Below are 12312 nucleotides of genomic sequence, written 5' to 3' on the forward strand. Positions count from 1 at the left end.
CGGGGACACAGACGTTAGCGGAGGATATGGCCAAGAAAGACGGCGTCATTGAGATCGAGGGCTCGGTCAACGAAGCCCTGCCCAACGCGATGTTCCGCGTTGAGCTGGCCAACGGCCACATTGTGCTCGCACACATCTCGGGAAAGATGCGTCAACACTACATTCGCATCCTCCCAGGAGACCGCGTTGTAGTGGAACTTAGCCCGTACGACCTCACCCGGGGTCGGATCGTCTACCGCTACAAATAAACCGCTGCAAAGACGGAAAGCCAGCCGGCACTGCCGGTTGGCCGCCCGTTGAAGCTCAACCCTGCAACCACGCAAAGGAAAACCATGAAGGTCCAGCCGAGCGTCAAGCAGATCTGCGATAAGTGCAAGGTGATTCGCCGTAACGGTCGAGTCATGGTGATCTGCGAGAACCCGCGCCACAAGCAGCGCCAGGGCTAATCAGCCGCTCTAACGCCGGGGTCCTTACGGGCACCGGATAGAGGGCCCCTGACACCAGGGAACAGCCCACGCGTAGTTAATTGAATATGGCAGTGCAGCGTCAATACGCGTGACGCACACCCCCGGTACGGAGGCCGGGGACCTGGCAACAGGGACGCACTGCTTCAGACCTCCGGTAATAACCAAAGGAGAACCGCCGATATGGCACGTCTCGCTGGCGTTGACATTCCCCGCGAAAAGCGGGTAGTGATTGCGCTTACCTACATCTACGGCGTGGGCAAGACCCGTGCAGAGCAGACCCTTGTGGAGACCGGCATCAGCCCGGAAACTCGCGTCAAGGACCTCACCGACGCTGAACTCGTTCAGCTGCGTGACTACATCGAGGGCAACTTCAAGGTTGAGGGTGACCTCCGCCGTGAGGTGGCCGCCGACATCCGCCGCAAGGTCGAGATCGGCAGCTACCAGGGCATCCGGCACCGCCGCGGCATGCCCGTCCACGGTCAGCGCACGAAGACCAACGCTCGTACCCGCAAGGGCCCGAAGCGTACCGTTGCCGGTAAGAAGAAGGCCGGCCGCTAAATAAGCGGTCCTACGGCCAAGGCCCGAATCCGGGCCACCTAAACCAAACTCTTTGTAGGAGAAGTAATGCCCCCCAAGACTCGTGGAGCGGTCCGCAAACCGCGTCGCAAGGATAAGAAGAATATCGCGCTCGGCCAGGCGCATATCAAGAGCACCTTCAACAACACCATCGTGTCCATCACGGACCCGTCCGGTGCTGTTATCTCATGGGCTTCCGCCGGTGAGGTTGGCTTCAAGGGCTCCCGCAAGTCCACCCCGTTCGCTGCTCAGATGGCTGCTGAAGCTGCCGCCAAGCGCGCACAGGAGCACGGCGTCCGCAAGGTCGACGTCTTCGTGAAGGGTCCGGGCTCGGGTCGCGAGACCGCTATCCGTTCGCTGCAGGCCACCGGCCTGGAGGTTGGCTCCATTCAGGACGTCACCCCGAGCGCACACAACGGCTGCCGTCCCCCGAAGCGCCGCCGCGTATAAGCAGCACTGCGGTTCCGGATCCCTCCGGCGGGCACTCCACTTCGGTGGCCTGCCCGCCGGAGGGATCCGGTCCCGGGCTGGCTGTTAGCCGTCCAAGACGCCCGCGGAAGACCCGTCGTCGTCGTTTCCACCATTTGTGTTGCGTCATATAGCGGATGCTCGCTGAAAGGAAATGCAAGTGCTCATTGCACAGCGCCCCACCCTCACTGAAGAAGTCGTAGCCGACAACCGCTCACGGTTCATCATTGAACCGCTGGAGCCCGGTTTCGGCTACACCCTTGGTAACTCCCTCCGTCGTACCCTGCTCTCCTCCATTCCCGGTGCTGCTGTCACCAGCATCCGGATTGACGGCGTGCTGCACGAGTTCACGACGGTTCCCGGCGTCAAGGAAGATGTCACTGAGATCATCCTGAACGTCAAGAACCTCTCGGTTTCCTCCGAGCACGACGAGCCCGTTGTGGCGTACCTGCGCAAGCAGGGCCCCGGCGTGGTTACGGCTGCGGACATCGCTCCGCCGGCCGGCGTGGAGTTCCACAACCCCGACCTGCACATCGCCACGCTCAACTCGAAGGGCAAGTTCGAACTCGAACTGACCATCGAGCGCGGCCGCGGCTACGTGTCCGCCAGCCAGAACAAGTCCGGTGACCAGGAGATCGGCCGTATTCCGGTTGACTCCATCTACTCGCCGGTCCTGAAGGTGACCTTCCGCGTGGAGGCCACCCGTGTTGAACAGCGCACCGACTTCGACCGCCTGATCGTCGACGTCGAGACCAAGGATGCCATTGCACCGCGCGACGCCGTCGCGTCTGCCGGCACCACCCTGGTCGAGCTGTTCGGCCTGGCACGCGAACTCAACACCGCCGCTGAAGGTATCGAAATCGGTCCGAGCCCCACGGATGCCGCACTGGCAGCCGACATGGCCCTGCCGATCGAAGACCTCGAGCTGACTGTGCGTTCGTACAACTGCCTCAAGCGCGAAGGCATCCACACGGTGGGTGAACTCGTAGCCCGCTCCGAGGCTGACCTGATGGACATCCGTAACTTCGGTGCGAAGTCCATCGACGAGGTGAAGGCAAAGCTGGTTGAACTGGGTCTGTCCCTGAAGGATTCCCCTCCCGGGTTTGATCTGGCCGCCCACGCCGCAGCTATTGAAGAGGACGAGTCCGAATACTCGGACGACGAGCTCTAACTGAAGCAAATTCTTGCCGTCGGGCATTTGATGCACCGCACGGCACCGTTTGAGGAGAAAAAGTAATGCCTACACCCACCAAGGGTAAGCGCCTCGGAGGCAGCCCGGCACACCAGCGCCTGATGCTGGCGAACCTTGCCGCGCAGCTGTTCGAGCACAAGCAGATCACCACCACGGTGACCAAGGCCAAGCGGCTGCGTCCCTACGCAGAGCGCCTGATCACGTTCGCCAAGCGCGGGGACCTGTCCTCCCGCCGCCGCGTCCTCGCCCTGATCTCCGACAAGGGCATCGTTCACGAGCTCTTCACCGACATTGCTCCGGCAGTCGAGAAGCGCGACGGCGGTTACACCCGTATCACCAAGATCGGCAACCGCAAGGGCGACAACGCCCCCATGGCCGTCATCGAACTGGTCCTGGAACCGCTGTCTGCCAAGCAGTCGGTAGTGGCCGAGGCCAACACCGCAGCTGCCGCAGCCGCACCGGCTCCGGTTGCAGAGTCCGCTGACTCCGCCGATTCGGCAGATTCCGCTGACTCCGCAGAGTCGGCCGACTCCGCTGAATCAGCTGATTCCGCTGATGAGGCAGTCGTGGAGACCGAAGAGAAGAAGTAATTCTTCGCTGACGTCCCGGTGCCCTTAATATGGGTGCTATGACTATTGAAAGGCCCGCTGTCCCGGAAATGGACGGCGGGCCTTTCCGCGTCCGGATGGACCTCGCCTACGACGGCGCACCGTTCTCCGGCTGGGCTGCCCAGCCCGGCCTGCTGACTGTGCAGGGGATGGTGGAGGACGCCCTGGCCGTACTGCTGCGCCGCCCGGTCCGCCTCACGGTCGCCGGGCGGACAGACGCCGGCGTCCATGCCCGCGGGCAGGTGGTGCACTTTGACCTCACCCGGGCCGAATGGGACGCACTGGCCCGCGGCCGGGACCTGGACCCGGGGGTTTCACTGCGCCGCCGCCTGCACGGGGTGCTGAACAAGGAACTCACCGCCCCCGGCCGACGCGAAGGACGCCAGCGGCGGGTAGTGGATGCCCTGGGGGGAGCCATTGAAATCCGTTCGGCCGCTCCCGCCCCTGACGGCTTCGATGCACGGTTCTCGGCCCTGTGGCGGCGCTACAGTTACCGCATAGTCGACCTGCCCGAAACCCGCGACCCGCTCTCCCGTCACACCACACTCTGGTACAAGGCACCGCTGGACACGGACCGGATGAACGAGGCGGCGGAGGGTGTGCTGGGCATCCGGGACTTCCTGTCCTACTGCAAGCCACGGACCGGATCCACCACCATCAGGGAGCTGCAGGAGTTCAGCTTTGCCAGAGGCAGCGACGGCATCATCACCACCCACATCCAGGCTGACGCCTTCTGCCATAACATGGTGCGTTCCCTGGTGGGAGGGTCAGTGCTGGTGGGTGCGGGGGAGCGCCGGCCCCAGTGGCTGGCCGAGCGGCTCGCGGCCATGATCCGGGACTCCAAATCCATCCTTGCGCCGCCCCATCCTCTGGTGCTGGAAGAGGTCAGGTATCCCGCCGACGCCGGCCTGCAGGACCGTGCCGATCTCACCCGGGCGCACCGCGGATAGCGCGATGGAACGTCGCGGCATAAAATGAAGGCAAATCGAATACCGGTGCCCGCGGCTGTTGAAACGAACAGCTGCTGCGACAGCTTTTGACCTGACCCCGCAAGCAGGCTATTGTTTATAGTCGTTGTGCGTGTCCTACCTCGATAGGCCTATGCCCACGGGAGCGGCTCAGTTGCAGAGCCACCTGGCCCCGGGGAAATAGCCGAGATCTCAGGACCACTGGTTAATTCAGTCCTCACCTGACCATCCGGTAACGCATAGAGAAGCTGCACTGACCATGGCATCCATGGACAGCGCGCCACCTAAGAAGAAGAAACGAAGGCAAAAACCGTGCGTACGTACACCCCGAAGCCCGGCGACATCAACCGCCAGTGGCACGTCATTGACGCCACCGACGTTGTCCTAGGCCGTCTTGCCAGCCAGACCGCAACACTGCTGCGCGGAAAGCACAAGCCGACCTTTGCTCCCCACATGGACATGGGCGATTTCGTCATCATCATCAACGCTGAGAAGGTTGCCCTCACCGGCGCCAAGCTCGAACAGAAGCGTGCCTACCGCCACTCGGGTTACCCGGGCGGCCTGTCCTCCGTCAACTACGCCGAACTGCTGGAGAAGAACCCGGTGCGCGCAGTTGAGAAGGCCATCCGCGGCATGCTGCCCAAGAACTCCCTGGCTGCTGACCAGATCAGCAAGCTGAAGGTGTACCGCGGTGCAGAGCACCCGCACGCCGCGCAGCAGCCCAAGACCTTCGAAATCACCCAGGTCGCCCAGTAGTTCTGGCCCGCCAACTAAAGAATTAATTCAAGGAGAATCGTGGCTCAGAACACTGAAGAGCTGAATGAAAACACCGAGGAGCTCACCAGCTACACCTCGGAATCCTCTGACTCGGCACAGACCGCAGTCAAGGAACGCCCCGCCCTGACCGTCGCCGGCTCCGCCGTCGGCCGCCGCAAGCAGGCCATCGCCCGCGTGCGCGTTGTTCCGGGTACCGGCAAGTGGATCGTCAACGACCGCGAGCTCGAAGACTACTTCCCGAACAAGCTGCACCAGCAGGAAGTCAACGAGCCGTTCAAGCTTCTTGAACTCGAAGGCGCCTACGACGTCATCGCCCGCATCCACGGTGGTGGCCCCTCCGGCCAGGCCGGTGCACTGCGTCTCGGTGTCGCCCGTTCGCTGAACGAGATCGACCGCGAGAACAACCGCCCCGCCCTGAAGAAGGCAGGCTTCCTGACCCGTGACGCCCGCGTCATCGAGCGCAAGAAGGCCGGTCTCAAGAAGGCACGCAAGGCTCCGCAGTACTCCAAGCGCTAATTCAGCGCTTCCCCGGTCCCGTCCGCTGGCGCGTTCGGGACCGGGTCCCCTCGCGCTGAATTGGCGCTTGGCTCCACAAGCGCTAATTCGGCGCTTGGGTTCACAAGCGCTAATTCGGCGCTTGGGTTCACAAGCGCCGGATCGGTGCTTGGTTCAAAAAAGGCAGTCGCTTCGGCGGGTGCCTTTTTTGGCGTTAAGCGGCCCGGTAAGCGTCACGTTGGACACACCCACGGATGCCGATTTGGCTGCCCTCCGCATAGTTTTGACCCACCCGTTTCGGAGGGACGGGGGAAGCGGTGGCAGAATGGGCCAGTAAGTTGCCCGTTTAGCGGTACTCCGCTGTGGCCACAACCTGCTTGAGGATGCGCAATGACAAGATTATTTGGAACGGACGGCGTCCGTGGACTGGCCAACGGGCTGATCACCGCCGAAGTCGCCCTCGGCCTTGCCCAGGCCGCCGCCGTGGTACTGGGCCACAACCGCGTGGAGAACGGCCGCCGGCCGGTCGCAGTTGTGGCACGGGACCCCAGGATCAGCGGAGACTTCATTTCCGCGGCCATGGAAGCAGGCCTGGCCAGTTCCGGTGTTGACGTCTTCGACGCCGGCGTCCTGCCCACTCCGGCGGCTGCGTTCCTCGTAGCCGACCTGGACGCCGATTTCGGCGTCGTCATTTCCGCATCCCACAACGCTGCCCCGGACAACGGGATCAAGTTCCTGGCACGCGGCGGGCAGAAGCTCGACGACGCCGTCGAAGACGCGATCGAAGCCGAAATGTCACGCCCCGGCCTCCGGCCCACCGGAAGCGACGTGGGACGGATCCACCGCTTTGCCGACGCCGAAGACCGGTACGTGGTGCATTTGCTGCAGACCCTCCCCAACCGCATCGAAGGGCTCAAGGTAGTCCTGGACTGTGCACACGGCGCGGCCAGCGGCTGTTCCCCGCAGGTATTCGCCGACGCCGGGGCCGAGGTAGTGGTCATTGGTGCGGAACCGGACGGGATCAACATCAATGACGGCTACGGTTCGACCCATCTGGAGGCACTGCAGGCCGCCGTGGTGGCCCATGGCGCAGACCTGGGCATTGCGCATGACGGCGACGCCGACCGCTGCCTGGCCGTGGACCACGAGGGCAACGTCGTTGACGGTGACCAGATCATGGCGATCATGGCGATAGCCATGAAGGACGCCGGCAAGCTGAAGGACAACGCCCTCGTAGCCACCGTGATGAGCAACCTCGGGCTGAAGCTGGCCCTCCGGGAGGCGGGCATCAACCTGATTGAAACCGGGGTGGGGGACCGCTACGTCCTGGAAGGCATGCGCTCCGGCGGCTACAGCCTCGGCGGTGAACAGTCAGGACACGTAATCTTCTCCGAATACGCCACCACCGGCGACGGCGTGCTGACCGGGCTCCAGCTGGCCGCACAGGTGGCCCGCACCGGAAGCACCCTGAAGCAGCTCTCGGGTGTCATGCAGAAACTCCCGCAGGTGCTCATCAACGTCAAGGGCGTGGACAAGGCCGGCGTGCAGACCAACGAGCCGGTCCGCCAGGCCGTGGAACAGGCACAGGCAGCCCTGGGGGAAACCGGCCGCGTACTGCTGCGTCCCTCCGGCACCGAACCGGTAGTCCGGGTGATGGTAGAAGCCGCAGACATGGAGACGGCCGCATCCACGGCCCGCACGCTGGCCGCAGCCGTGGAAGGAAACCTGGCGCTCAACGCTGAGGCAGGGGCTTCGGTCTGATCCCGCCCGCTGCTACGTCTTGCGCAGCAGCATCCTCGTCACCGAGTGGTCCGCGTCCTTGGTCAGCACCAGCTGGGCGCGGCCCCTCGTGGGCAGGACATTGGTCACCAGGTTGGGTTCATTGATGCGTTTCCAGATGTCCAGGGCAGTGGCCCGGGCTTCCTCATCCGTGAGATCGGCGTACCGGTGGAAGTACGACGCCGGATCAGCGAAGGCGCCGCTGCGCAGGGACTGGAACCGCTGGACGTACCATTCCTCGATGTAGGAGGTCCGGGCGTCCACATAGATGGAAAAGTCGAAGAAGTCGCTCAGCGCCAGGCCGGAGCGCCCGTCCGCGCGCGGGCGGGCCGGTGCCAGGACGTTCAGCCCTTCGACAATGAGCACATCCGGGCGGTGCACCACAATCTCCTCGCCCGGAACAATGTCGTAGGTGAGGTGGGAGTACCGGGGAGCACGGACTTCCTCGGCGCCGCTTTTCACCTCGCTGACAAAGCGCAGGAGCCGGCGCCGGTCATAGGACTCAGGGAAGCCTTTGCGCTGCATGAGCCCGCGGCGCTCGAGTTCGGCGTTGGGGTAGAGGAAACCGTCAGTGGTAATCAGTTCGACATTGGGCGTGTCCGGCCAGCGGCGCAGCATCTCACGCAGCACACGTGCGGTGGTGGATTTGCCCACCGCCACGGAACCGGCCACACCGATGACAAACGGGGTACGCGTGGTTTTCTCACCCAGGAACGTGGTGGTGGCGCTGTGCAGGCGGCCTGCTGCGGCGACATACAGGTTTAGCAGCCGCGACAGCGGCAGATAGACCTCCCGGATCTCGTCCAGGTTCAGCTGGTCACCGAGCCCGCGCAGCCGCAGGATGTCCTCCTGGTTGAGCGGAGAACGGATCTCATGGGAGAGCCGCGACCAGGTCTTCCGGTCGAGCTCCACAAAAGGCGTGAAGCTGCTCTCAGGCGACTGGGCTCCGGAGGACTTCGTATGGCGTTCTGACACCCTAGGAATTCTGCCCTGTAGCGGCGGCAATCCCAAACGGTGTGCCCGCGCAGAGCGCGGCGCGGCACCGCCGCCGGCAGGCAGATTTCGGTAAGCCGGGCCGCTGGCCGGTACGCTTAGTGGTATGTGTGGAATTATTGGATATGCAGGCCGCCCCGGCGCCGCCGCAAGCGTTGAAGCCGCAGCAGAATCCGGACTGGCCGGGAGCCACGGCGCCCTCGACGTCGTGATGGAAGGTCTCCGGCGCCTGGAATACCGCGGATACGACTCCGCCGGTGTCGCCGTCCTGACCCCCGAAGGCATCCAGGTCCGCAAGAAGTCCGGAAAACTGGCCAACCTGACAGCCGAACTGGAAGCCACGCCGCTTCCGGCCGCCTCCACCGGCATCGGCCACACCCGCTGGGCCACCCACGGCGGACCTACCGACGAAAATGCGCACCCCCACCTGGCGGACAACGGCCGCCTTGCCGTGATCCACAACGGCATCATCGAAAACTTCGCCGAGCTGAAGACGCAGCTGCTCGCCGCCGGCACCGTCTTCGTCTCTGAAACCGACACCGAGGTTGCCGCCGCCCTGCTGGGCTCGATCTACCGCGGCGAAGGCGCCGGAGACCTGGCCCGCTCCATGCAGCTTGCCTGCCAGCAGCTTGAGGGTGCCTTCACCCTCCTTGCCGTGCACAACGATTCCCCCGGCACCGTGGTGGCGGCACGGCGCAACTCCCCGCTCGTCGTCGGTCTGGGCGAGGGCGAGAACTTCCTGGGTTCCGACGTCTCCGGCTTCATCGACTTCACCCGCCGGGCCGTGGAGCTGGGCCAGGACCAGGTGGTGACCATCACCCCCGATTCCGTGGAGATCACCGACTTCTTCGGCACGCCGGCCGAAGGCACCGAGTTCCACGTGAACTGGGACGCCGCGGCAGCCGAAAAGGGCGGCTATGACTCCTTCATGGAGAAGGAAATCAACGACCAGCCCCAGGCCGTGGGGGATACCCTGCTGGGCCGCTCCGACGCTGACGGACGCCTGACCCTGGACGAGCTTCGGGTCAGCCCCGAGGAACTGAAATCCATCAACAAGATCATGGTGCTGGCCTGCGGTACCTCCGCCTACGCCGGCCAGGTAGCCAAGTACGCCATTGAGCACTGGTGCCGCCTGCCGGTCGAGGTCGAGCTCAGCCACGAGTTCCGTTACCGGGACCCCATCGTGGACGCGAACACGCTCATCGTGGCCATCTCCCAGTCGGGCGAGACCATGGACACCCTCATGGCGGTGCGTTACGCCAAGGAGCAGGGTGCCAAGGTGCTGGCCATCTGCAACACCAACGGCTCCACCATTCCGCGCGAAGCGGACGCGGTGCTCTACACCCACGCCGGACCGGAAATCGCCGTTGCCTCGACCAAGGCCTTCCTGGCGCAGATCACTGCCGCCTACCTGCTGGGCCTTTACCTGGCACAGATCCGGGGCAACAAGTTCCAGGGCGAGATCAAGGACATCCTGGCGGACCTGTCCAAGGTACCGGACAAGATCCAGCAGGTGCTGGATAACTCGGGACAGATCAAGGAACTGGCGCAGCTGATGTCGGAGACCGGCTCGGTGCTCTTCCTGGGACGCCACGTCGGCTTCCCGGTAGCGATGGAAGGTGCGCTGAAGCTGAAGGAACTGGCGTACATCCACGCTGAAGGATTCGCCGCCGGCGAGCTGAAGCACGGCCCGATCGCCCTGATCGAGGAAGGCCAGCCCGTGTTCGTGGTGGTCCCCTCACCGCGCGGTCGGGATTCGCTGCACGCCAAGGTGGTTTCCAACATCCAGGAGATCCGTGCCCGCGGCGCCAAGACGATCGTTATTGCCGAAGAGGGCGACGACGCCGTAAAGGCCTACGCCGAGCACATCTTCTACGTGCCGGAAACGCCGCCGCTGCTGGCGCCGCTGCTGACCACCGTGCCGCTGCAGATCTTCGCCTGTGAACTGGCCACGGCCAAGGGCTTTGATGTGGACCAGCCGCGCAACCTCGCCAAGTCCGTCACGGTCGAGTAGGAAGCGGCCGCAGATGATCATCGGGATCGGCGTCGATGTAGTGGACGTACCGCGCTTCGGGCGGCAGCTGGAACGCACCCCCGGCCTGCGGGCGCGCCTGTTCGCCCCGGCGGAACGGGAACTGAACCTGCGCTCCCTTGCAGCGCGGTTTGCTGCCAAGGAAGCCGTGGCCAAGGCCCTGGGAGCCCCTGCGGGAATGAACTGGCAGGATTGCCAGGTCCGGCTGGATCCCGCCGGAGCGCCGCAGCTGCAGATCGATGGAACGGTAGCGGCCGTGGCCGCCGGGAAGGGCGTGCAGGTCTGGCACCTGTCCCTCAGCCATGACGGGGATGTAGCTACAGCAATGGTCGTCGCCGAGGGCTAAGGTGTAGCGCATGATCAGTGCCTATACCGGAACCGCCGTCCGCCGTGCCGAGGCCCCGCTGCTTGCGGAGGGGCGCGGAGCAGAACTTATGCAGCGTGCAGCCTACGGGCTGCACGCTGCTGCTGCGTCCGCCCTCAAAACCCGCAGGGGACGGCTCTACGGCGCCCGCCTCGTGGTGCTGGCCGGCAGCGGTAACAATGGAGGCGATGCCCTCTACGCAGCCGCCCGGCTGGCCGCGCGCGGAGTAGCGGCAGAAGCCGTGCTCACCGCGCCGGCAGCGCATCCGGAGGCACTGGCGGCCTTCCGCACGCAGGGTGGTAGGGTCCGGGAGCTGACCGAAGTAAACGCCGCAGAGTGTGCGGCAGCGTGTTTGGCGGCGGACGCGGTGCTGGACGGGGTGCTGGGCACCGGGGGATCCGGCGGACTGCGGAGCCCGGTCCGGGCGCTTGCCGAAGAGCTCAACGCCGCACGGGAGCGGGGTGCCGGCCCGCTGGTAATTGCCTGCGACCTGCCCAGCGGTGTGGACGCAGACACCGGGCGAATGCCGGGAACCTGCCTGCACGCGGATATGACAGTGACCTTTGGCGCGGTCAAAACCGGGCTCCTGGCCGGACCCGGCGCCGTGGCCGCCGGATCCATCCATTGCATCGACATCGGCCTCGGCGACCACCTTGGCACCCCGGACGCCTACCGGCTGCAGGAGGCGGAGCTGGCCCGTATCCTGCCGGTCCCGGGCCGGGCTGACCACAAATACAGCCGCGGTGTCCTTGGCATCGCCGCAGGTTCCTCCGCTTACCCCGGCGCGGCACTGATGGCCACCGGCGCAGCCCTGGCGACCGGCGTCGGAATGGTCCGCTATCTGGGCCCGGAGGGTGTGGCCCGGCTGATCAACCTGGCCCATCCGGAAGCTGTGTGCAGCACCGGCACGGTCACCGGAACCCATGTCCAGGCCTGGCTTGCCGGGCCGGGGGCCGGGGATGACGAAGAGCAGCGTCGCCGCGCCGTGGACGCCATGGCTTCGGGCCTGCCCGCAGTGATCGACGCCGACGCGGTGGGCGCCGCGGGTCCGGGACTTCATCCCGCCGTCGTGCTGACCCCGCACGCCGGGGAACTCACCGCCCTGCTCCGGAGCATGGGGGAGGATATCTCACGCACAGATATTGAGGGCGACCCGGTCCGCTTTGCCCGGCTCGCTGCCCAACGCACCGGTGCCACCGTCCTGCTCAAGGGCTGGGCCACGCTGGCAGCGGCGCCCACCGGAGAGCTGTACAGCCAGGCCGAGGCAACACCGTGGCTGGCGACGGCGGGCAGCGGCGACACGCTCTCGGGCATCCTTGGCGCCCTGCTCGCCACGGACCGCACGCCTGCGGACCGGCGCGGACCCGGTCATTACGCCCGTCTGGCCGCAGCGGCTGCGAGCCTGCACGGCCGGGCCGGCAGCCTCGCAGCAGCCGCCGGCCCGGTGGCCCCATCCCGCCTTGACCCGCAGATCCGATCGCTTGTCGCGGAATTCACCGCCCATCCGGGGCCGGGAATTCAAGTAAGCTCCAAGTCTGGGGTAGAAAAGTAAGCAGACATATCAATTTGGTGTTGTCACTGAACTAGTCAGGA

At 65.0% G+C, this 12312-nt stretch carries 14 protein-coding genes; 13 read left to right on the forward strand and 1 reads right to left on the reverse strand.

Translation table 11 applies throughout. The features are described from left to right. Positions 1-26 precede the first annotated feature (26 nt). The 10 genes from infA (at position 27) to glmM (ending at position 7312) form a co-directional block, all read left to right on the forward strand. Positions 27-248 (forward strand): translation initiation factor IF-1, encoded by a 222-nt coding sequence (gene infA / locus AC5RVB_RS12340; RefSeq protein ID WP_055239372.1) that lies wholly within the window; start codon positions 27-29, stop codon positions 246-248. A gap of 84 nt (positions 249-332) precedes the next feature. Continuing rightward, entirely contained in the window at positions 333-446 is a 114-nt protein-coding gene (gene rpmJ / locus AC5RVB_RS12345) for a 50S ribosomal protein L36 (protein ID WP_012397712.1), read from the forward strand. 201 nt (positions 447-647) lie between these two features. Then, positions 648-1025, forward strand: a complete 378-nt coding sequence (gene rpsM / locus AC5RVB_RS12350; RefSeq protein ID WP_227903828.1) for a 30S ribosomal protein S13 — start codon at positions 648-650, stop codon at positions 1023-1025. 66 nt (positions 1026-1091) lie between these two features. Then, positions 1092-1493 (forward strand): 30S ribosomal protein S11, encoded by a 402-nt coding sequence (rpsK, locus tag AC5RVB_RS12355; protein ID WP_049829160.1) that lies wholly within the window; start codon positions 1092-1094, stop codon positions 1491-1493. A gap of 178 nt (positions 1494-1671) precedes the next feature. Further along, complete coding sequence (locus tag AC5RVB_RS12360; RefSeq protein WP_227903826.1) at positions 1672-2682, forward strand: DNA-directed RNA polymerase subunit alpha; 1011 nt, start codon at positions 1672-1674, stop codon at positions 2680-2682. A gap of 65 nt (positions 2683-2747) precedes the next feature. Continuing rightward, entirely contained in the window at positions 2748-3293 is a 546-nt protein-coding gene (gene rplQ, locus AC5RVB_RS12365) for a 50S ribosomal protein L17 (RefSeq protein WP_227903824.1), read from the forward strand. Between the two features lie 38 nt (positions 3294-3331). Continuing rightward, complete coding sequence (locus tag AC5RVB_RS12370; protein WP_494142828.1) at positions 3332-4261, forward strand: tRNA pseudouridine synthase A; 930 nt, start codon at positions 3332-3334, stop codon at positions 4259-4261. Positions 4262-4591: 330 nt separating this feature from the next. Further along, positions 4592-5035 carry a 50S ribosomal protein L13 gene (gene rplM, locus AC5RVB_RS12375; protein ID WP_146361130.1) on the forward strand — a complete coding sequence of 148 codons (444 nt, stop codon included), beginning with the start codon at positions 4592-4594 and terminating at the stop codon, positions 5033-5035. Between the two features lie 39 nt (positions 5036-5074). Further along, positions 5075-5572 (forward strand): 30S ribosomal protein S9, encoded by a 498-nt coding sequence (rpsI, locus tag AC5RVB_RS12380; protein WP_227903822.1) that lies wholly within the window; start codon positions 5075-5077, stop codon positions 5570-5572. Positions 5573-5941: 369 nt separating this feature from the next. Continuing rightward, positions 5942-7312, forward strand: a complete 1371-nt coding sequence (glmM, locus tag AC5RVB_RS12385; protein WP_227928794.1) for a phosphoglucosamine mutase — start codon at positions 5942-5944, stop codon at positions 7310-7312. A 12-nt stretch (positions 7313-7324) separates the two neighbouring features. On the opposite strand, the gene coaA is transcribed toward glmM, so the two are convergent. Then, positions 7325-8242, reverse strand: coding sequence for a type I pantothenate kinase (coaA, locus tag AC5RVB_RS12390; protein WP_341482220.1), 918 nt, complete (start codon positions 8240-8242; stop codon positions 7325-7327). Positions 8243-8429: 187 nt separating this feature from the next. Here coaA and glmS point away from each other — a divergent pair, with 187 nt between their 5' ends. Genes glmS through AC5RVB_RS12405 form a run of 3 tightly spaced genes read left to right on the forward strand, consistent with a single transcriptional unit; the run spans position 8430 to position 12271 of the window. Beyond that, entirely contained in the window at positions 8430-10337 is a 1908-nt protein-coding gene (glmS, locus tag AC5RVB_RS12395; RefSeq protein ID WP_494142829.1) for a glutamine--fructose-6-phosphate transaminase (isomerizing), read from the forward strand. Between the two features lie 13 nt (positions 10338-10350). Beyond that, positions 10351-10701, forward strand: a complete 351-nt coding sequence (locus AC5RVB_RS12400) for a holo-ACP synthase (protein ID WP_227903810.1) — start codon at positions 10351-10353, stop codon at positions 10699-10701. 10 nt (positions 10702-10711) lie between these two features. Further along, a complete protein-coding gene (locus tag AC5RVB_RS12405; protein ID WP_494142830.1) occupies positions 10712-12271 on the forward strand; it encodes an NAD(P)H-hydrate epimerase in 1560 nt (519 codons plus the stop codon). The last annotated feature ends 41 nt before the right edge of the window (positions 12272-12312 follow it).

It is taken from the genome of Arthrobacter sp. Y3225209, assembly GCF_059090685.1.

Bases quoted from the DNA above. Each gene is read 5' to 3' on its own strand.
- infA (WP_055239372.1), top strand. From the start codon at position 27: ATGGCCAAGAAAGACGGCGTCATTGAGATCGAGGGCTCGGTCAACGAA.
- rpmJ (WP_012397712.1), top strand. From the start codon at position 333: ATGAAGGTCCAGCCGAGCGTCAAGCAGATCTGCGATAAGTGCAAGGTG.
- rpsM (WP_227903828.1), top strand. From the start codon at position 648: ATGGCACGTCTCGCTGGCGTTGACATTCCCCGCGAAAAGCGGGTAGTG.
- rpsK (WP_049829160.1), top strand. From the start codon at position 1,092: ATGCCCCCCAAGACTCGTGGAGCGGTCCGCAAACCGCGTCGCAAGGAT.
- rplQ (WP_227903824.1), top strand. From the start codon at position 2,748: ATGCCTACACCCACCAAGGGTAAGCGCCTCGGAGGCAGCCCGGCACAC.
- AC5RVB_RS12370 (WP_494142828.1), top strand. From the start codon at position 3,332: ATGACTATTGAAAGGCCCGCTGTCCCGGAAATGGACGGCGGGCCTTTC.
- glmM (WP_227928794.1), top strand. From the start codon at position 5,942: ATGACAAGATTATTTGGAACGGACGGCGTCCGTGGACTGGCCAACGGG.
- glmS (WP_494142829.1), top strand. From the start codon at position 8,430: ATGTGTGGAATTATTGGATATGCAGGCCGCCCCGGCGCCGCCGCAAGC.
- AC5RVB_RS12400 (WP_227903810.1), top strand. From the start codon at position 10,351: ATGATCATCGGGATCGGCGTCGATGTAGTGGACGTACCGCGCTTCGGG.
- AC5RVB_RS12405 (WP_494142830.1), top strand. From the start codon at position 10,712: ATGATCAGTGCCTATACCGGAACCGCCGTCCGCCGTGCCGAGGCCCCG.